At 69.4% G+C, this 18,034-nt stretch carries 17 protein-coding genes and 3 pseudogenes; 17 read left to right on the top strand and 3 right to left on the bottom strand.

Features of this window, described 5'->3' with window-relative positions; all coding sequences use genetic code 11:
• Positions 1-250: 250 nt before the first annotated feature.
• Positions 251-556 (bottom strand): annotated as a pseudogene (locus OIE49_RS37065) (hypothetical protein); the annotation flags it as partial.
• 384 nt (positions 557-940) lie between these two features.
• On the opposite strand from OIE49_RS37065, the gene OIE49_RS06595 reads away from it, so the two are divergent.
• From OIE49_RS06595 to OIE49_RS06570, 6 genes and pseudogenes are all read left to right on the top strand, one after another.
• Positions 941-1,306 carry a hypothetical protein gene (locus tag OIE49_RS06595; protein ID WP_326801504.1) on the top strand — a complete coding sequence of 122 codons (366 nt, stop codon included), beginning with the start codon at positions 941-943 and terminating at the stop codon, positions 1,304-1,306.
• The gene (locus OIE49_RS06590; RefSeq protein WP_326801503.1) at positions 1,303-2,502 is read left to right on the top strand and encodes an MAB_1171c family putative transporter; all 1,200 of its coding nucleotides are present in this window, start codon (positions 1,303-1,305) and stop codon (positions 2,500-2,502) included. Before OIE49_RS06595 ends, OIE49_RS06590 begins: the two co-directional genes overlap by 4 nt.
• Positions 2,492-3,085 carry a hypothetical protein gene (locus OIE49_RS06585; protein ID WP_326801502.1) on the top strand — a complete coding sequence of 198 codons (594 nt, stop codon included), beginning with the start codon at positions 2,492-2,494 and terminating at the stop codon, positions 3,083-3,085. The genes OIE49_RS06590 and OIE49_RS06585 overlap by 11 nt, the downstream gene beginning before the upstream one ends.
• 138 nt (positions 3,086-3,223) lie before the next feature.
• Positions 3,224-4,489: pseudogene (locus OIE49_RS06580) on the top strand (IS701 family transposase).
• 150 nt (positions 4,490-4,639) lie between these two features.
• Positions 4,640-5,009: pseudogene (locus OIE49_RS06575) on the top strand (restriction endonuclease); the annotation flags it as partial.
• Between the two features lie 377 nt (positions 5,010-5,386).
• Positions 5,387-5,785, top strand: coding sequence for a restriction endonuclease (locus OIE49_RS06570; RefSeq protein ID WP_326801501.1), 399 nt, complete (start codon positions 5,387-5,389; stop codon positions 5,783-5,785).
• Between the two features lie 46 nt (positions 5,786-5,831).
• On the opposite strand, the gene OIE49_RS06565 is transcribed toward OIE49_RS06570, so the two are convergent.
• Positions 5,832-6,065, bottom strand: coding sequence for a DUF397 domain-containing protein (locus tag OIE49_RS06565; RefSeq protein ID WP_326801500.1), 234 nt, complete (start codon positions 6,063-6,065; stop codon positions 5,832-5,834).
• Complete coding sequence (locus tag OIE49_RS06560) at positions 6,062-6,919, bottom strand: helix-turn-helix domain-containing protein (protein WP_326801499.1); 858 nt, start codon at positions 6,917-6,919, stop codon at positions 6,062-6,064. The genes OIE49_RS06565 and OIE49_RS06560 overlap by 4 nt, the downstream gene beginning before the upstream one ends.
• A 219-nt stretch (positions 6,920-7,138) precedes the next feature.
• Here OIE49_RS06560 and OIE49_RS06555 point away from each other — a divergent pair, with 219 nt between their 5' ends.
• From OIE49_RS06555 to OIE49_RS06505, 11 genes are all read left to right on the top strand, one after another.
• Positions 7,139-7,561: an ATP-binding protein gene (locus OIE49_RS06555; protein ID WP_326801498.1), complete on the top strand. Its 423-nt coding sequence runs from the start codon at positions 7,139-7,141 to the stop codon at positions 7,559-7,561.
• 56 nt (positions 7,562-7,617) lie between these two features.
• Positions 7,618-8,082, top strand: coding sequence for a GNAT family N-acetyltransferase (locus OIE49_RS06550; protein ID WP_326801497.1), 465 nt, complete (start codon positions 7,618-7,620; stop codon positions 8,080-8,082).
• 111 nt (positions 8,083-8,193) lie between these two features.
• Positions 8,194-9,609, top strand: coding sequence for a protoporphyrinogen/coproporphyrinogen oxidase (locus tag OIE49_RS06545; RefSeq protein ID WP_326801496.1), 1,416 nt, complete (start codon positions 8,194-8,196; stop codon positions 9,607-9,609).
• Positions 9,599-10,075 (top strand): protein-tyrosine phosphatase family protein, encoded by a 477-nt coding sequence (locus OIE49_RS06540; protein WP_326801495.1) that lies wholly within the window; start codon positions 9,599-9,601, stop codon positions 10,073-10,075. Before OIE49_RS06545 ends, OIE49_RS06540 begins: the two co-directional genes overlap by 11 nt.
• Positions 10,072-11,478 carry a glycosyltransferase gene (locus tag OIE49_RS06535; protein ID WP_326801494.1) on the top strand — a complete coding sequence of 469 codons (1,407 nt, stop codon included), beginning with the start codon at positions 10,072-10,074 and terminating at the stop codon, positions 11,476-11,478. The genes OIE49_RS06540 and OIE49_RS06535 overlap by 4 nt, the downstream gene beginning before the upstream one ends.
• Positions 11,471-13,831: a pyridoxal phosphate-dependent decarboxylase family protein gene (locus OIE49_RS06530; RefSeq protein WP_326801493.1), complete on the top strand. Its 2,361-nt coding sequence runs from the start codon at positions 11,471-11,473 to the stop codon at positions 13,829-13,831. Before OIE49_RS06535 ends, OIE49_RS06530 begins: the two co-directional genes overlap by 8 nt.
• Positions 13,828-14,706, top strand: a complete 879-nt coding sequence (locus OIE49_RS06525) for a phosphotransferase family protein (RefSeq protein WP_326801492.1) — start codon at positions 13,828-13,830, stop codon at positions 14,704-14,706. Before OIE49_RS06530 ends, OIE49_RS06525 begins: the two co-directional genes overlap by 4 nt.
• A complete protein-coding gene (locus OIE49_RS06520) occupies positions 14,703-15,215 on the top strand; it encodes an NUDIX hydrolase (RefSeq protein ID WP_326801491.1) in 513 nt (170 codons plus the stop codon). Before OIE49_RS06525 ends, OIE49_RS06520 begins: the two co-directional genes overlap by 4 nt.
• Positions 15,216-15,250: 35 nt before the next feature.
• Entirely contained in the window at positions 15,251-16,270 is a 1,020-nt protein-coding gene (locus OIE49_RS06515; RefSeq protein ID WP_326801490.1) for a monodechloroaminopyrrolnitrin synthase PrnB family protein, read from the top strand.
• A complete protein-coding gene (locus OIE49_RS06510) occupies positions 16,267-17,373 on the top strand; it encodes a GHMP family kinase ATP-binding protein (RefSeq protein WP_326801489.1) in 1,107 nt (368 codons plus the stop codon). Before OIE49_RS06515 ends, OIE49_RS06510 begins: the two co-directional genes overlap by 4 nt.
• On the top strand, positions 17,370-18,014 hold the full coding sequence (locus OIE49_RS06505) for a class I SAM-dependent methyltransferase (protein ID WP_326801488.1): 645 nt from the start codon (positions 17,370-17,372) through the stop codon (positions 18,012-18,014). The genes OIE49_RS06510 and OIE49_RS06505 overlap by 4 nt, the downstream gene beginning before the upstream one ends.
• Positions 18,015-18,034: the final 20 nt, after the last annotated feature.

Raw genomic sequence — 18,034 nt, 5'->3', positions numbered from 1 at the left:
CCGGGCAAGGGCGCGCAGCATGCTCATCATCGGCGTGACGCCGATGCCGGCTGCTCACCGCGGGCCCCTCGGGCACCGGCTGGACGGACTACGTGGCCAACATCGCCGTTTCTTTTACCTCTCGTTGCCACCGCACCGGTCGGCATCGTCTGACGCCGGATGGCACCTCGAGCTCTTGGTGTGCGGCGGGGGCGCGGCGGGGGCTGGCCGATCCGACCTCCCGGGTGTGAACCGGTCCGGTGGGCGCGGCGACGGACGAGCCCTTCTGCACCACCTTCAGGCCGACCCTGGCCTTGCGGGTGTGCTCACCGGAGCGCTCGTCGACGGTGGCGTCCCACATCACCGGCGCGGGCATGACAGCCCGCTTCTTGTTCTTCTTGTCGGTGAACAGCACACTGCCGTCAGCCAGCTGCTTCGCCTTCAGGCCCTTGGCCTTCAACGGCAGCGTGTAGGAGTAGCCACCCGCATCACCGGTCTCGGGACGCTGCTTGAGCTCGACGAACTGCTCGAACCCGGACCGGGTGGCCAGGTCAACGTGATGGGCATCGTGGACGGCCTCGGGCGGGGCGCTGTGGCCGACTGTTGCCGTGCGCGTCTCCGCGATGACTGCCCACCGCTGAAGTAGCAAGGCGCCGACGGCCGTGAGTTCCCAGGCCCGCCCGCTGGCGGCGCGACGCGCGCCGCCCTTCGCGACGGCGGCCTTCCTCGCGGGATAAAGGTCTACTAGCCTCGCCGTTTCGCTTGAGCGGCGTCCGGATCTTGGGCGAGAACACGAAAGTGCCTTCTGACCTGGGACGATAGGGCTTGTCGAAGGCCCCGGGGGCGTGTCCGGTACCCCGTGGCCGCAGCCTGCGCAGCACGTCGTTGAAGGCGACGGTCAGGCCGGTGGCATCGGCCAGATCGGCTGCCTGAGACCGGTGCGGTCAACGCTCCCTGTGGAATGGTTCTCTCTTTCGACCACGGGGACTACGTCTTTCACGTCGCGGCGACCAGTGAACGGCACCGCGCACAGATCGTGCGTCATGAGCTAGCTCACCTGCTGCTCGGGCATGCCGGAAGTAACGAGAGCGTCGTCAAGTCTCTGCTGGGCGTCCTCCCCGACGGGGTCAATCCCTCAGCCGTGGTCTCCGCTCTCGGTCGGACGAGCTACGACAGCGAGACCGAGTACGACGCCGAGATGGCTGCCTCCTGCTTGGGGGAGCTTTTCCACGACCTTGCCCACTCGGGCCGGGAGCGCGGCCGGTCCGGCGCAGCCTCCCGGCTCGACGACGCGTTGGTCCATCCCCGGAGGAACCGCCGCTCATGAGCACATCCACCATCGTCGCCGGCGCCCTCTGGCTAGTAGCTCTGTGGCGATTGCCATCCATCCGGCACTCCCGCAAGCAGCGAAGCCTGGCGCTGACCCTGGCAGCACTCGCCGCTGCCATGACGTTCGAGGTGCCGCAGGTCAAGGACGCAGTCAACGCCGCCATCGGCGCCGACGTCAGGCTGCCCCCGCTGCTGAAGCACCTGCTCGGCGTCACCTCGGCGGCCTACCTGCTTGACTTCGTCATCGCGGTCGTCCGACCGCAGGGCCTGGCGGCCCGCACCCGACTGGTGGCGGCCGGCGTGACGCTGCCCCTCATGTTCACCTTCTACGCCTTGGCCAACTGGACGCCGGGAGGGCCGGTCCGGCTCGGCGAGGGCCGTGGCGCCCTCTTCCCCATCCTCTACATGGCAGTCTTCACGCTCTACATCGGCATCGCCATGGTCGTAGCGACGTGGCTGTTCCTCGGCGGCGTACGGCACAGCCGAACACTCCTCGGGAAAGCTGGCCTCGGACTCCTGGGCTTGGGCACTCTGCTCGGAAGCGCGTACGCCCTCCAGCGCATCGTCTTCGTGACGGGTCACCTCTCCACCGGCACCGCCTACCCAGACCTGGAGAACCTTCTCTCCACGACGCTCAAGCAGACCTCGATCCTGTCGATCGCGCTCGGGGTCTGCTTGCCCCCTCTCTCCGTCGCCGTGGACTACGTTGCGGCGTGGAGCACCCTGCGCCGACTGCGCCCTCTGTGGGCGCTGCTCACGGAAGCAGCCCCGTACGTGGTGTTGGCGACGTCCGTACGCAGAAGGCGCATCCCCTTCCGGCTGGAGCGCTGCGTCATCGAGATTGAGGATGCCTGCCTTGCGCTTCGCGAGTACGTGTCAGTCGACGTATACGCAAGGGCTCAGAAGTTCGTCCGTCAAGAGGCGGTCGACGAGCAAGAATCTGACGCGGTCGCGGAAGCCTGCTGGCTGCGCATAGCAGTCCAGCGCACCCGAAGTGGGGAACGCCTGCGGGGAGTTGAATTCCCGCCCCTCGGTGTCACTGGGAGGGATAGGGCGAGTGAACTCTCATGGTTGCGCACCGTTGCCCGTGCATACCTCTCCTCGCCCGTCGTCGCGGAATTCTCCCGGCAGGAGCAGCCGTCCATTGTCCATGCGCAGGGCGATTCGGAAAGGGTCTCCTCATATGACAACTGATGTTCGCCCCAGCGAGTCGCGGCTGGCTCGCCGCATTACGGACTGGCTTGAGCCGAAAAACTGGATCATCGCCGTCACGCTGCTGGTGGGTTGGCACACAGCGCAATGGACAGGCGTGGCGTGGGGAGTGGTTGGTGCCCTTTTCGCGGCTGTCATCCCAATTACCTTCATCAAGTACGGGATTCGAAAGGGACACTGGGGTGACAGACACGTCGGTGCGAAGCCGGCGCGACTCGTCGTGATGGCCGTCATCCTGCTCTCAGTAGCCACCGGCATCGTCCTGATGCTCGTCGCAGGGGCACCGCGCACTATGGTCGGCCTCATCGTCTCGATGCTGGTGACGCTGGCGATCCTCACCGCGATCACCTTCACCTGGAAGATCTCTGTCCATCAGGCCGTATCTGCGGGCGCCTGCGCGATGCTCGTGCAGACCTATGGCCCGTGGATGGCCCTCGGTTTCCTCTTGGTCATCGTCGTCGGCTGGTCCCGCGTCGAACTGCGTGACCACACACGCAACCAAGTGATCGCAGGCACGATTCTTGGCACCATTGTGGCCGCGGCCGTCTTCTATCTGGCGCGCTGATCCGGCAGTGGGGGCACGCTGCTCCTCGCGAGCTACTGGGGCGAGTCCGCGAGGGGCACTTGCTGCAGCCTAGTAGGGCTTGCTCAGGTCGGCTGGGGTGATGCGTGTCCTGCTGGCCCGGTGTGGCGTTGAGAGTGTGTGACTCCGGACGAGATTGCTGCGGTGCGTGGTGAGTTGGAGGCGTTCGTGGCGGAGGTGTTCGAGCCGTTCGCGCGCAAGGATCAGCGCCGGTGGGGGCAGGTCTATCTGCGGGGGCTGCTGACCGACGGACAGCGTAAGTCGGTCGAGCCGATGGCCGCCCGGCTCGGGGAGGGCGGCAATCGTCAGGCCCTGGCCAACTTCATCACCACCAGCCCCTGGGACCCGGCACACATCCGGGCCCAGCTCGCCTGGCGGATGTAGGAGGCGATCGGGCCCGAGGCCCTGGTCTTCGACGACACCGGGTTCCTCAAGGACGGGAGCGCCTCGGCATGCGTGTCGCGGCAGTACACCGGCACCGCGGGCAAGGTCACCAACTGCCAGGTCGGCGTCTCGCTCCACCTCGCCTGCGACCACGCCTCGGCGGCGGTCGACTGGCGGCTGTTCCTGCCTGAGGCCTGGGATCCCGCCTCGCCGAAGGCCGATGCCGACAAGATCGCCCGCCGTGCCGCCTGCGGCATCCCGGACGATGTCGGGCACGTGGAGAAGTGGCAGCTGGCCCTGGACATGCTCGATGAGACCCGCTCCTGGGGACTCGAAGTGCCGCTGGCCATCGCGGACGCCGGATACGGCGACGCCGCCGCCTTCCGGCACGGACTGCAGGCTCGCGGTCTGAACTACGTGGTGGGGATCTCCACCACGCTCTGCGCCCAGCCCGCCGAGGCGGTGCCGGTGGCCGAGCCGTACTCGGGGATGGGACGCCCGCCGGTGGCGAAGTATCCCGACAAGCCGCGGTCGGTGAAGGAGCTGGTCATCGCGGCGGGGCGGAAAGCGACCAGGCCGGTGCAGTGGAGGGAGGGCTCCCGGCCCGGCACCGGCCGCTCGGGCCGCAAGCGGGTGTACTCCCGCTTCGTGGCCCTGCGCATCCGGCCCGCCGGACGCGAGGTCCGACAGATGGCCGACGGACCGGAACTGCCCGTGTGCTGACTGTCGGCCGAATGGCCCGCCGACGAGAGCGAGCTGGTGCAGTACTGGCTGTCCGACCTGCCCTCCGGCATGCCCCTGACCACACTGGTCCGCCTCGCCAAACTCCCCTGGCGCATCGAGCACGACTACCGGGAGATGAAACAGGCCCTGGGATTTGCCCACTTCGAGGGCCGCACCTGGAACGGCTGGCACCACCACGTCACCCTCGTCTCCGTCGCCCACGCCTTCTGCACCCTGCAACGACTGACCCGGGCCCCAAAAGACGCGGCGCCGGCCTGAGCCTCTACCAAGTCGTCCGCGAGCTCCAGGCACTCCTTGCGACCTGGACCGGCGCCTGCCCCACCTGCCACCGCGACATACCCACCCCAATACGAACCTGACCGAGCACTACTAGCCAGCGTGTCTGCGGTGAGGCCCAAGGCCGGGGCACGTGACGGCTGGTCGGCGCAGCAGGTCGGGCAGGCTGGCGATCAGGCGGCCGACGTCATCGGCCGCCATGCCCAGCGTCGGCGAATCGTGCTGCAGGCCAAGCACACCACCGTCGGCGGCGGAGTCGACTCGAAGGTGATGTACCAGGTCAAAGGGACCGCCGGCCCGGTCCACAAAGCCGATGTCGCGGGTCGTGGTCACCAACGGCGGCTTCACCCGCGATGCCAAGGCATGGGGCGAGCGGCACCACATCCACTGGGTTGACCGCGAACGGCTACGGCAGTGGGCCGAAGACGGAGTCCCGCTGCACACCCTGCTTCGCCTGCCCGCCCACAGGCCACGCAGGACATCAGTGCGACGGACCGCATAGCGCGGGGGTCGCCGAGAGGCCAGGTCAGGGTAGAGAAGGGGGAACGTTGTTCGACGAGGACGGGTCGCTGGACCCGGTGTTGAAGGTCACCCTCTGGTTGATCCTCGGCTTGGCCATCGCCAAGGTCGCCTGGCAGTCGCTGACTGAGGACGCGTGGCCCTGGCTGCGTGACGATGTGGGTGGCTGGTTCACGGAGGACGTCCGGGGATGGCTCATGGGGCATCCCTGGTGGTTCGCGCTGATCATCCTGGGCACCCTGGTGCTGCTGTGCTTCGTGGTCTTCTCTGACCGAGGCGGCTACGTTGTCGTCGCCTACAGCGACACCGAAGACGTGGAGGAGGAGCACGCCACCGCGCCGGTCGCCGATGCGTCTCCGGATGAAACAGCTCACCGCGATGAGCGCGAACGGCTTCGAGCAGGCGTGCGCCGACCTGCTCGCCCGGGACGGGTTCGTACGGGCCCGCCGGGTCGGCGGCTCCGGAGACTTGGGGGCGGACGTCGTGGCCTGGGATGTAGACGGCCGCAAGATCGTTGCGCAATGCAAGCAATACACCGCGCCGGTCGGGTCCGGGGCGGTGCAGAAGTGCAACGGCACCGCGCGTCCCGAGCACGGTGCCGACGTCGCCGTCATCGTCGCTCTCAACGGATTCACCAAGCCCGCAACCGAGTTCGCCGAGCGGCACGACATCGCCCTCATCGGACGGCCGGAGCTCAAGCGCTGGGCACATGGCGAGCACCTCTACGCCGTCGTCGACGAACAGCACTCCCCGGCGTAGCCGGCCAGCCCGGTTTGCGCTGGCCGGCAGTCAGGAGCGATGCAGATCAGTTGCGCCGGAGTTCGCCGCGGAGGATGCCGCCGATGAACGCGTCGTATTCGGCGTCGGTGAACAAGTGCGGCGGGACCTTACCGATGTTCTTCGAGTCGCGCAGGGCCACGATGCCCTGGTCGAGGAAGGCGACCTGGACGCAGGTCTGGCCGCCGCTGCTACTGGTCTGCCACTGGGCGTCGCGCAGCTGGGACTCGACCCAGGACGGGTCGAGCTCGTTCTTGTTCATGCAAGATCCTTGGCGATGATGGTGAGGAGTGGAACGGACGCCTTCTGGGAGAGGGCGTCGGACTTGAGCAGGTCGCTGGTGGTGCGGTACACCTCCGCCGTCTCCGGCTCGTTGAGGTGGAGCAGGGCCCGGATGGACTCGATACACACGAGATCCCGGCCCGTCGGGAAGGACATGAGCATGAAGTGCCCGTCCATCCCGGCATGTGCGCCAGCCCGGTACGGCAGGACCTGGATGGTTATGTTCGGGTCCGTCCGGGCAAGCCCGATCAGGTGCTCGATCTGGGCTCGCATGACGGCCTTGCCGCCGACTTCCTGACGCAGGAGCCCTTCGGGAAGGACCGCCCAGATCTTCAGCACTGGGTCGCGCTCCAGCATGTTCTTCTGGTGCTCCTGGCGCATGGCCACGAAGCGGTCGATGTCCTCCGGGGTCTTCCAGGCACGGCTGCCCTCGGTCACGGCCCGGGCGTACTCGGGCGTCTGCAGCAGACCGTGGATGGCGACGGGGTTGAAGACGAACAGGCTGCTGGCGCTCTCCACCAGGGAGAGGTAGTCGCCGAGCGGGTCGTCGACAACGCCCTCGTACCGCTGCCACCAGTCGGCCTCGCCGGCGCGGCGCACAAGGTTGCGCAATTCGTCACGCAGGGCCGGGTCGTCGATCTGGTAAACCTCGAAGAAGTGCGGCAGTTGCTGGATCTTGAGTCCCTGCACTCCCTTCTCGATCTTGCTGACGGTGGAGAGGGACTGATACCCGAGGCGGCGAGCTGCCTCCTCCTGCGTCCAGCCCAGGGCTTCGCGGATGCGCCGGAGCTCCGCGCCCAGGCGTCGGCGTCGCGGGGTCGGCTCAACCGGCATCCCCTACCTCCTTGTGTTGGACGACAGGCTAGCGTCTGCGCCCAGTTCGGGAATATGCCAAATCCCTGAAGGGAAAGACTTTCCTCAAAGACCTTCTTGCTGTGAGGGTAGTTGGCGGTCCATTATCGAGTCTCGCCTACTCGGACGGTGGCGTACCAGTTACGTGGCGCCACCGCGTTCGGGAGCACGTCCGCGCCGCTTGGAGGGCCAGTGCCTGGGATGGTGATCAGCCCGGTCCGGCAGCACCACATGGTGTTGCCGGAGGTCAGCCCGGATGCGATGGAGCCCGTGCGCGAGATCGTGCGGATCCTGCTGCGGATGTGGCACAAGAGCGATCTGAGCTTTGTGGCCGAGCTCGGCGTCACCGAGCTGCTGACGAATGTCTGGAAACACACTCCGGGCGACTGCGAGCTCCTGATCCGTGAGATGCCGGACGGCGTCCTGGTCGGCGTCACGGACTTCGACGATGCGCTCCCCGCGGTGAAAGAGCCGGTGGACGACGCCGAGTGCGGCCGGGGCCTTTTCCTGCTGGCCGCGCTCACCGAGGAGCTGCAGACGGAGCCCCTGCTCACCGGGAAGCAGGTGTGGTTTCGCCTCGGACGCCCTTTCGTCGGCGGCGAGGAAGAAGCGAACCATGGCTGAGCGATCACGAAAGATCCGCGCGGCAACACCGGTCCCGTCCTGTCAGGAGAGCGCTCATGCAGGCTGTTCCCGCCGTCCAGGCCGATCTTCCCGCATGGCTGCGCCTGGCGGGCGAGGTCGAGGATCTGTTCGGTCCCATGGTCGACGATCCGCAGTTCCGGGAGGCCGTGGAACGCAACATCAAGCGCGGGACCGCCCTGTGCGTACGCGATACGCCGGACGTGCCCGGCGGCGCGCTCGCCGGCGGGCTGCTGATGTCGGTTCATTCCCCGCGGTACGAGATCAGCTGGCTGGCGGTCGGCGGCGCCTGGCGGGGCCGGGGCATCGGTGGACTGCTGGTTCGCTCCGCCCTACGCGACCTCGCTGTCGCTCCGGGCACGGTCGAGGTGACGACGTTCGGGCCGGACCACCCTGGCCGGGACGCCCGTGGCTTTTACGAACACCTCGGCTTCGCACCTGTCCTGCCCCTGTCGGCGGACGGCACGCGCCAGACCTACCGACTCCGCCTGTCGGAGGGGTGACGTCCGCTCCCGGGCCGTGGTCCGCGGACTGCCGCCTCCATCAACTCCAAGAGGACAACAGGCCGAGAGGCGGCACCGACTGAGTTCCGGCCGCGCGAGGAGGAGAGTGTCGTGAAGAGCACCAGAGCAGGCACCGCCATCCCGGTGGTGATCTTGGGTGGGGGACCGTGCGGACTCGCATGCGCTCACGAACTCCAGCGCCTCGGTCACCGCGACTGGGTACTGCTGGAGGCCGCGCAGACGGTCGGGGGCTTAGGATCCTCGGTCGTCGACGAGGCCGGCTTCACCTGGGATCTCGGCGGTCACGTCGTGTTCTCCACGGTGAAGAGCTTCGACGCGTTACTGGACGAGCTGTTCGCGCCGCATGAGCTGCTGCGCCATGAGCGCTCCTCGTTTGTCCGGCACAGCGGACGGTGGGTGCCCTACCCCTTCCAGCAGCACCTGCACCACCTCCCCGTGGCCCAAGCCCAGAAGTGCCTGGACGATCTGGCCATGGCCCAGGCCCGCGGCCCGGCCTCTTCGGGAACGGACTTCGGCGTGTGGCTGGAGGCCACCTACGGTCCGGCCCTGGTGAAGGAGTTCTTCGCCCCGTACAACCACAAGGTATGGGCCACCGCCCTGAGCGAGATGTCCTCCTCCTGGATAGCGGAGCGGGTCGCGCCCGCCGACACCAGTGCGCCGCGAAGGAGGGCGGCGTCGGGAACGACGTCAACGAGCCGGTGGGGCCCCAACGCACAGTTCGCCTTCCCGGCGTTGGGCGGCACCGGCGCGATCTGGAAGCGGCTGGCCTCCCGCCTACGCGGCGATGTCCGGACGGGCCAGGCTGTCCTGCGCATCAATGAGGCGGCGAAAACCCTGCTGACCTCTGACGGCAGCATCCTTTCCTACGGGAGCCTGGTGGCCACCGGCGCGCTCGATCAGCTCGTCGCGATGACGGCCGGGGCACCCGCGCAGGTACGCCAGGCCGCCACGGCCCTGAAACACACCACCGTGGCCATGGTGGGCCTCGGCTACGAGTCGCCGACCACCGACCGGCGTTCGTGGCTGTACTTCCCCGGCGGCGAGACACCGTTCTACCGGGCAACGAACTTCTCCCGGTATGCACCGGCCAACGTCCCGGACTCCGACCCGGGCCGGTACTCGGCCTGGATGACCGAGACGTCGCTGCCCGCAAGAACCCTCCTCGATGCGGCCGGCCTGGTCGAGGAGTGCGACACCGCCCTGCGGCGCTGCGGCCTGGTCCCCGACCGTGCCCAGCGCGTCAGCAGCCACGTGGAGCTGATCCCGTACGCCTACCCGGTCCCGACCACCGGCCGGGACACGGCCCTCGCGCGCATCCAGCCCTGGCTGGAGAGCCACGAGATCTACTCGCGCGGACGCTTCGGCACCTGGCGCTACGAGATCGGCAACATGGACCACGCCGTCACCATGGGCCAGGACATCGCCCGGCGGCTCGTCCACGGTACCGCCGAGAGGATCTACGCCGCTCCCCGCCCGACGGCCCGGGAGGCGATGCATGGGCGCTGAACTCCGCCTCGACGCCCATCCGGTCACGAGCTGGCTCCTGCTCGGCGCCGCGCCCGACAGCACACGCGCCGTGGACGAGCTCCTCGACTGGGGCGTCACGCACGTCCTGGCCTGCCGGACCCCGCGCCCGATGCCACCGCCCGCGGCCATCTGTCCCAGCCTGGTGTGGTGTTCGGCGCCCACCGAGGACGACGGCGCCTCGCGCGGCACCGACTGGTACTCCGCCTGCCTGGCCTTCGCCGAACGGGCAGCACGCGAGGAGAACGCCCGGCTGTACGTCCACTGCGCGGCCGGAGTGAACCGCTCCCCGGCCGCCGCGTACACGATTCTGCGCTCGCGCGGATGGACAGCGTCCGCCGCACGGTCCCGCATCCTGGCCTGCCGTGCCCAAGCCCGCCCCCGCTACTTCGAGGACGCCGAACAGTGCCTGGCCGAACTGGGCCTCGTCGAACAGGAGAGAGCGTGATCCGCGCCAGCCGGCTGCTCGCCGCCGCCTACACCGCCAGGGCCCTCTACATGACGGCCTCCCTGGCCCTGTCCTACCGAGACCTGCGCACCGAGGCCGACCGTGCCGAGGAGGAACTTCCCGAGGAGACGCCGGGCCTGACGGTGATCATTCCTGCGCTGCGGGAACAGGCAGTGATGCCCCGCTCGCTGGAGCACTTCGCCGCTCTCGCCGCCCGGTGGCCGACGTTGCGCGTCCTGGTCGTCACCGCGGCACGCGAGGCTGCCGAGACCCCCAGCGGCCGGCCAACCACCGAAGACGTGTGCCGGAACCTGGCTCACCAGCACAACACCAGGCTCGGCAGGGAGGTCTTCGCCGTCGTGTCCTACCCGGGGCAGGGCCGCCGGGCCTCCCAGCTCAACTACGCCGTGGCGGCGTTGGACAAGCTGTCCCCGCCCGCCGGGGACTACGTTGCGGTGTTCGACGCCGACGCGGTTCCCGATGCCCGGCTTGCCTCCCAGTTCGCCCGGGCCGCGAAGGGGCGGCCCGCGATGATCCAGCAGCCGATGCTGCCCGCATTCCCCGGCAGTAGCAGTGGGCGGCGCTCGGCGGTGATGTCCGGCCAGGATCTTGCCGCGTTCCGCCGTACCCTGGGCATCGAGTACCGCCGTATCCGAGTGGCCCGCTGGTGTGCTCCCGGCAGGCGCCCCCGGCTGCTGGCCGCGCTCGCGCGCCCGATGGTCTACGGGGTGGGCTCCGGGCTCATCGTGCGCCGAGACAAGATCGAGGACATCGGGTTCTTCCAGGAACCGCACGATGACCTCGCCGTCGGTCACCGCCTGAGCATGGCCGGCGAGCCGATCGCAGTTCTGCCCTCGGTCAACATCGTCGAGCCGTACCAGAGCGTGGGGGCGATGGCGCGGGCGTTCAGCAGCGTGGCCTTCGCGAACGCCGCGACCCGCCACGACTACCGCTTCGCCAAAGCGCACCCCACCCGTCTCTCGGCTGCCGGGCAGCGACTCCTGGCGGCCCGCGCCCTGGCCGATGGTGCGGCCTGGGCGCTGGGACCGGCGGTGATGGGCGCCGCCGCCACCCACCTGGTGGTGAAGCGGCGGTACGAGCCGCTGGTGGCCGCCGCTCTGGCAGCGGGCCTCCTCGAGCCGGTTGTGGCCTACCGGCTGCGCGGACGCGTCCTCGACGACTTCCGAGCGCCCGGCCCTGCCGACGGGACATGGCGGCAACCGCCCCCCGCCGCGGCCGTCGCCACCTACATGCTGCAGCCCGCGGTGAGCGCGCTGGGTCCGTGGCTGCTGGGCGTGCGCGCGAGTGCCGCCCAACTGACCGGACGGGAACTGAGGTTCACCAAGACCGAGCACCTGGGCGAGATCGCCCCCGAACCCCGAGGAGGCACCGTTCATGGGTGATCTGGACATCGGCTGGGCCGTGCCCACCGCGTTCCCCGAAACCGGCTTGAGTCGCGCGTTGATCGACGAGCACCTCGAACAGGCCCGGGGCGAGATACCGGCGTGGGACGACCCCGAGCAGACCCGGCTCGGCTTCGCGATGGCCGCCCCGCATCCGGAGGCGGTACGTGTCCTGGGCGACTGGTCCGCGCTCAACACCAACAACGTCGGCACCCACACCCGCTTCGGGGAGGGGAAGGCGGGCACCCGGCGGCTGGAGAAGGAAGCCCTGGCCGCCCTCGCCGGCCTCTATCGCGGCGGCGCCCTCGACGGACACCTCACCGGCGGCGCCAGCGAAGCGACCCTTGCCGCCCTGCGGATCGCCCGCAACCTGCTGCGCGCCGACGGCCACCAGGTCCGTGTGATCACCTCCGACCTGTGCCACGCCTCGGTCGGCAAGGCCGCCGAGATCCTCGACCTCGACCTGGTCCGCCTGCCTGCCGGGCCCGCCTGGACCCTGACCCGCGAGCAGGTCCGCAACGCCGCGCAGGAGGCGATAACGGCCGGGATCACCGGCATCATCGTGGTGGCCACCGCCGGCTACTACAACAGCGGCTTCGCCGACCCCGTCGACGAGATCGCCGCCGACCTGCGCGACCTCGCCTTCCAACACCCCGGACAGGCGGGATGCTTCCTGCACGTCGATGCCGCCCACGGCGGATTCGTCTTACCCTTCACCGCCCCCGATCTTCCCTTCGACTTCCGCAGCCCTGGCGTGCACTCCATGGCCGTCGATCCCCACAAGGCCGGTCTCATGCCGTACGCGTGCGGAGCGCTGCTCGTGCGCAAGGGACTGCTCGAACACGTCACCCGCATCGACCCGCACACGCGGATCCCCGACGAGACCGTGCTGGGCTCCCGCCCCGGTGCCACCGCAGCAGCCCTGTGGGCCACGCTGCACACGCTGGGCCGTTCCGGCTACACCGCCCTGACCACCCGCTGCCTCGAACACCGCGACCAGCTCACCGCCGCCGTACGGGCCGCCGACCCCGACGCCCTGCTGATGCCCGCCCCGCACGCGCCCGTTCTCTCCGCCGCCTTCAGCCACCCCGGCGGACGGCTGCCGACGGACTTGTGCGACCGCTACCGGCTCGTCCCCCTCAGCCTCCCTGACCCGCACGGCGGCGGGACCCGCCTCTTCTACCACTTCTACGCCTCCGCCTCCCTGACCGATGCCCAGATCACCGCGTTCGCCGGGCACCTGGCCGAGGCCACCGCCCGAGCCCGCTCGACGGCTTCCGACGGCAGCGGCAGCCGCAGCGGGCGGAGCATCACCTCCGAGGTGGTCGCGGACACCCGCACCCACACCGACTGCTTCCGTCACTTCGTCGTCCACCCCGAAGGACGTCGTGACCCGCAGGTGCCGGGCTACTCCTTCCACACCTTCGCCCACCGGCGCGCCACCGGCGAGCAGATGCAGGACATCCGCTGGGGTGAAGCTCGGGCCGGCGGCGACCTGTGGATCTACGCTCCCGACCTGAAGAATCCCTTCGCCAATGAGCTGATGGGCGTACGCACCGAGGGCTACTTCCTCGAAGTCCTTGACCTGCACCAGCAGCAGTTGTCCCTGGTCGGCGCGATCCACGCGACGATGCTGCTGCCGGGTTCCCTGCGTGTCCTGCTGAACTTCGAGGCGGACGGCACCTTCCGCTCCGCCGAGTACAAGGCCCTGGGCGAGACCGGAGCCGACGAGCTGCAGATCTTCCCCGATGCCATCACCGCCAAGATCGGCAAGGACGCGGCGGGATTCCTCCGTCCCCACAGCGACGACTACTCCTTCTCCATCGACACCTCGGCCGAGATCAGGGTGCGCCGCACCGACGGCGCTGCCGCACCCGTCGTCCAGATGGCCCGTCACAACGCCGATGTGCTGCTGCCGCGCCGCCGGCACCTTCGGCGCGAGCAGTTCCGGCGCTTCCCGAACCGGTTCTTCGACACTGAGCTGGACATCGAGGCCGGCCGGACCTGGACCGGCACCGCCTACCTGGCGGAACTCCTCGCCCCCACCAGCATCGGCACCGTACTGGCGGCACGCTCCGCGACCGCGGGACTGTGCGCCGTAGACGGCAGGGTCAGCGACAGCGGCCTGCACCTGGCGCTCACCGCGCTGTCCGAGCCCCGGACCGATGCCGTCGAACTCGCCGCACCTTGGGACCTCGGCCGTCATCTGCACGGTGCTCTGCCCCGCCTGGACGTTCGCGACCCGGACCAGCTTGGCGTCGAGCAGGTCATCGACTTCGCCGAGAACGTCCATGCGGTGTTCATGCGCGACGGACTGCCCGCTGGCCTCATCATCGCGGGAGCCGGACGATGACCACAGCCACGCTCGACCACACGGCCCTCAGGCGTCTCCTGCCCGGCGCCGGACCCCTCAGCGCCCGGCCCTTGCCTCAGGGCCGCTTCAACACCTGCTGGCACCTTGCCGACTCCGACCGCGCCTATCTCCTCAAGCTCAACGACCGTGAGGGCGAGGCTCATCTGCGTCAGATGGCCGCGGCCATGAGCGACGCGAGGGCGGGCGGCGTCGCGGTCCCGCAGGTCCTGCGTGTGGGCGCCGACCCTGACCTTGGCCCCTTCCTGCTCCAGGAATGGCTGGATGGCCGCACCTTCGCCGAAGCCCGCCAGGACAACGCCATCAGGGCGGACCTGTGGCCGCGACTCGGGCACCAGATCGCCCTGCTGCACTCCATCCAGCCGCTACGTCCCCTCGTGGCGACGCCGGCCTCCCGTGCCCGCCATCTTTCCGACCTCCTGGACGTCCTGCGCCGACACCGGCTGATTCCTACCGCGCTCGCCGAGGAAGCCCGCAAGCGCGGCCTGGCTCTGGCCGAAACGCTCGGCCACCACGAGTGCGTGAATACCCATCAGGACATCCACCCGGATAACATCCTCATCCGTCCCGGCGGCAAGATCGCCCTGCTCGACTTCGACCACGCCACCACAGCGGAATACGCCAGCGACTTCGTCAAACTCGACCGCTGGTGCCTGCCCTCCACCCACGACCGGCGACAGATGCTGGACGCCTACTGGCAGCAACGCGGGGAAGTGGCCGACCCGTTGTTCGAGCATCGCCTCGCCTTCCACCGCCTTGTCATCACCCTGTCGTACTTCCTGTACTGGCACGGCCGTGACCCCACCCAGGTCCCTGGGTGCACCGCGGCCCTGCGAACCGAACTGGAGCGAACATGACCGCCAACGACACCGCCACCACTGCCGTCCCGGCTCCCGCACCGGTCACCGGGCCCGGTGTCCAGGTCGTCGCCGCACTGCTGCGCCGCGACGACCACATCGTCCTCGTCCAGGAACAGCGTGACGGAAAGGAGATGTGGTCCGTCCCCGGCGGCGGCGTCGAGCGCGGTGAACTCCTCACCGAGGCCCTGGTCCGCGAGGTCAAGGAAGAGACCGGCCTGAACCTGAGGGCGGTGGGCCCGCTGGCCTACCTGGTCAACACCACGACCGACCGGTACCCCTCCACCGTGGTGTTGACCTTCGACTGCACCGAGTGGGACGGCGAGATCGCGGTGCACGACCCGGAAGACAAAGTGACCGGCGCGGTCCTGCTGCCGCTGACCGAGGCCAAGGCCGTCCTGGCCTCGTCGACCGCGACCCGGCCCGAGATCGAACCCCTGCTGGACTACCTCGACAGCCTCAGCGCCGGCCGCGTGTGGTCCTACCGGGACGACCTGCCCATCGAATGACCGCGCCCGGGACACCGGGAGCCGGGAGAGGACCTATGACGCTCACCCACGACCTCGACTCGATCACGGCCACGCTCGACCCGCTCGGCGCCGACGCGGTGATGAGGGCCTTGCCCCAGGCCAACATCGCGGCCGACACCAGGTGGCTGCACACCCGAGCCGAGCACCTCTCCCGGCACGCCGCCTCGATCCGTGACGTCGCCCCCGCCAGGGCGGCGTTACGGGACCTGGGCATGATCACCGCCTCCCTCGCCCGCCACACCTCCCGCCAGGTCCCGCCGATCGCCGTCGAAGCCGCCCTGCTCCACCTGGGCGTCACAGCGGACGAGGTCCCCCGGGAGACCGTGTACTCCTACGCGACCCGCAACCCCCGTGGCCCCCGAAGGCGCTCCTTCACCGACACCCCGGGCGAGCACGTCTTCATCGACGAGGTCACCGACGCCAGCCACGCCCTCGACGACGCGATCCGGCACTGCGCGGGCATACCCGAGGCGGCCAACCAGGAAGCGGCCGACGAACTCGCCGCGACCGTCCACGAGCGGCTGCGAGCCTTCGCCGCGCATCTGCTGACGGTCAAACGCTCGCTCACACCCGAGTACTTCACCGGTCTCCTGCGTCCGTACTACCCGCCCCTGGACATCGACGGGACCACCTACTACGCGCCGGGCGGCGCCCAGATGCCCCTGCTCGTCCTCGACGTGATGATCCTCAACCAGGCCGCCACCGGCAACCTCGCCGCCTGGTACGAGCAGTACCTCACCGACAACGTCCTCTACCTGCCGCCGCACCACCGCGCCATGGTCGACGCAGCCCGCCGGACTCGCGGTCTCGCCCGCCTCGCCCGCCACCGCCCGCACCTGCGGCCGGCCGTCGCCCTGCTCATCGATGACCTGCTGCGTTTTCGCCTGCCCCACCGCCAACTCGCACGGGACAACATGGCCGTCCGAGATAACGGAGCCCTCGGCAGCGGCGGCTACACCACCAGCGCCCTCGACCGCCTGCTCGACGTCACCGAAAGCGCCCGCGCCCTTCTCAGCCCCGGGAGTCCCGTATGAGCGCCTCCATCGACAGCGACTTTCCGCCCTTCCCGCTCGGTGCCCCACGCTCCCCGCTCGCACTCGACCCCAGGCCCGGCAACCCGCCACAGCCGGTTGCGGATCACGTACGCCTGGACTACCCCAGCCGCATCAACGCCATGGCCCTGGACTCCAGCAAGATCGTTCCCAGCCAGGGCGCCTACCTCGCGGGCGAACTCCTCTTCGCCTGCGACCTCATGCGCCGCGTCAAGGTCGAGATCGTCGGAGACGGACCCGCCGTGCAGACGACCCCCGACTGCGACCACCCGGTCCTTGCCCGGCACGCCGCGCTGCTGATGCGCACGGCACTCGGCACCCGAGAGCGGCTGCGGGTACGGGTGAGCACCCCGGACCTGCCCGCGCACCTCGGACTCGGCTCGAGCAGCGGGCAGATCGCCGCCGTGGCCGCGGCCGTCAACGAGCTCTACGGACATCCCGTCCCGGCCCGACGGCTCGTCAAGTTCCTGGCACTCAACCACGGTGAGGAGATCGACAACGACGACGCTCACCTTCTGCCGGTCCAGTGTCTGGGCGGATCCGCGACGGCCGGGCTCATACCGGGCGCGGTCCAGGTGATCGCTGGCGCGCAAGTTCCGCTGCTGCAGGCCGCCCTGCCCGAAGACTTGCGCATCGTGCTCGGCATGCCCCACGACCCGGTGATCTGGGACGCCCGCGACAGCCTCGCCGCCGAGGCCCGCCACTTCGACGCCTTCACCACCACCGGCCGCACGTACGGCCCCGAGATCGCCTACCGGCTCCTGCACGACGCCTGGCCCGCCCTCCTCGACGGCGACCTCCGCCCACTCGGCAGCCTGCTGTTCGACTACCGCTTCCGGATGGGAAGCCTCGCCAACTGCGCCTTCTCCCATCCCGACTTGCTGACCACCGGCGAGAAGGTCGAGCACATCTTCACCGAGCAGCTCGCCGAGGTCCTCACCCTCTCCTCCGTCGGCCCCACCTTCGCCGCCCTCACCCGTACCCCCGACAAATGCGAGCAGGCGTTCGCCGACGCGGGACTTCGGACCGTGCACTGTCGGCCGTGGAACAGCGGCTACACGCTCCACTGCCAGGAGGAACGGTGACCCACTCCGGGCCGGCACCCACCGGTACCTACTGGAACGACCGCGCCACGGTCGCCGCTTTCGCCGAGCTGCCCGCACCGCCCTACCTGACGGATCTGCTCGCCGCCCCGGTACCCGAAGCCGCCCTCGCCCTCGACGCGGGCTGCGGTGCCGGCCGGAACCTGCCCGCCCTGGCCGCCGCGGGCTACCGCGTCCTCGCGATCGACCGGCACCCCGGCATGCTGAACCAGGCCCGCCGCCACACCGGGCCCCGGACCGCCTTCGTCGAAGCCGACGTCGCCAGCCTCCCGCTGGGCAACCGGCGGGCGTCCCTCGTCGTGTGCCACGGCGTCCTGCATAACCTCCACCACCGTGACGCTCTCGCCACGGCGCTACGCGAGCTGTACCGGGTCCTCGTCCCCGGCGGAACACTGTCGCTGAACCTCTTCACTGCCACTCACCTCGATGCGTGCCTGACTTCCCTCGGCGACGACCGGTACGCGCTGCCGAACGGCCAGCACATGACGCTCCTCTTCCCCGACGACCTGCTCGGTCTCATCCATGCCTCAGGACTCGTCCCGAGCGGGGAAGCCGTGCAGTACCTCCGCCCGGGAGACCCGGGGCAGCGCTCCGTGTGGCGCGCGATCCTCACCCGGCCGTAGCTCATCCGAAGGGACCACTC

The sequence above is a fragment of the Streptomyces sp. NBC_01788 genome (assembly GCF_035917575.1).
Lineage (GTDB): Bacteria > Actinomycetota > Actinomycetes > Streptomycetales > Streptomycetaceae > Streptomyces.
Note: the sequence above shows the minus strand (reverse complement) of the source record. Positions and strands in the feature narration are given on the sequence as shown.

Bases quoted from the DNA above. Each gene is read 5' to 3' on its own strand.
- OIE49_RS06595 (WP_326801504.1), top strand. From the start codon at position 941: ATGGTTCTCTCTTTCGACCACGGGGACTACGTCTTTCACGTCGCGGCG.
- OIE49_RS06590 (WP_326801503.1), top strand. From the start codon at position 1,303: ATGAGCACATCCACCATCGTCGCCGGCGCCCTCTGGCTAGTAGCTCTG.
- OIE49_RS06585 (WP_326801502.1), top strand. From the start codon at position 2,492: ATGACAACTGATGTTCGCCCCAGCGAGTCGCGGCTGGCTCGCCGCATT.
- OIE49_RS06570 (WP_326801501.1), top strand. From the start codon at position 5,387: ATGAAACAGCTCACCGCGATGAGCGCGAACGGCTTCGAGCAGGCGTGC.
- OIE49_RS06565 (WP_326801500.1), bottom strand. From the start codon at position 6,065: ATGAACAAGAACGAGCTCGACCCGTCCTGGGTCGAGTCCCAGCTGCGC.
- OIE49_RS06560 (WP_326801499.1), bottom strand. From the start codon at position 6,919: ATGCCGGTTGAGCCGACCCCGCGACGCCGACGCCTGGGCGCGGAGCTC.
- OIE49_RS06555 (WP_326801498.1), top strand. From the start codon at position 7,139: ATGGTGATCAGCCCGGTCCGGCAGCACCACATGGTGTTGCCGGAGGTC.
- OIE49_RS06550 (WP_326801497.1), top strand. From the start codon at position 7,618: ATGCAGGCTGTTCCCGCCGTCCAGGCCGATCTTCCCGCATGGCTGCGC.
- OIE49_RS06540 (WP_326801495.1), top strand. From the start codon at position 9,599: ATGGGCGCTGAACTCCGCCTCGACGCCCATCCGGTCACGAGCTGGCTC.
- OIE49_RS06530 (WP_326801493.1), top strand. From the start codon at position 11,471: ATGGGTGATCTGGACATCGGCTGGGCCGTGCCCACCGCGTTCCCCGAA.
- OIE49_RS06525 (WP_326801492.1), top strand. From the start codon at position 13,828: ATGACCACAGCCACGCTCGACCACACGGCCCTCAGGCGTCTCCTGCCC.
- OIE49_RS06520 (WP_326801491.1), top strand. From the start codon at position 14,703: ATGACCGCCAACGACACCGCCACCACTGCCGTCCCGGCTCCCGCACCG.
- OIE49_RS06515 (WP_326801490.1), top strand. From the start codon at position 15,251: ATGACGCTCACCCACGACCTCGACTCGATCACGGCCACGCTCGACCCG.
- OIE49_RS06510 (WP_326801489.1), top strand. From the start codon at position 16,267: ATGAGCGCCTCCATCGACAGCGACTTTCCGCCCTTCCCGCTCGGTGCC.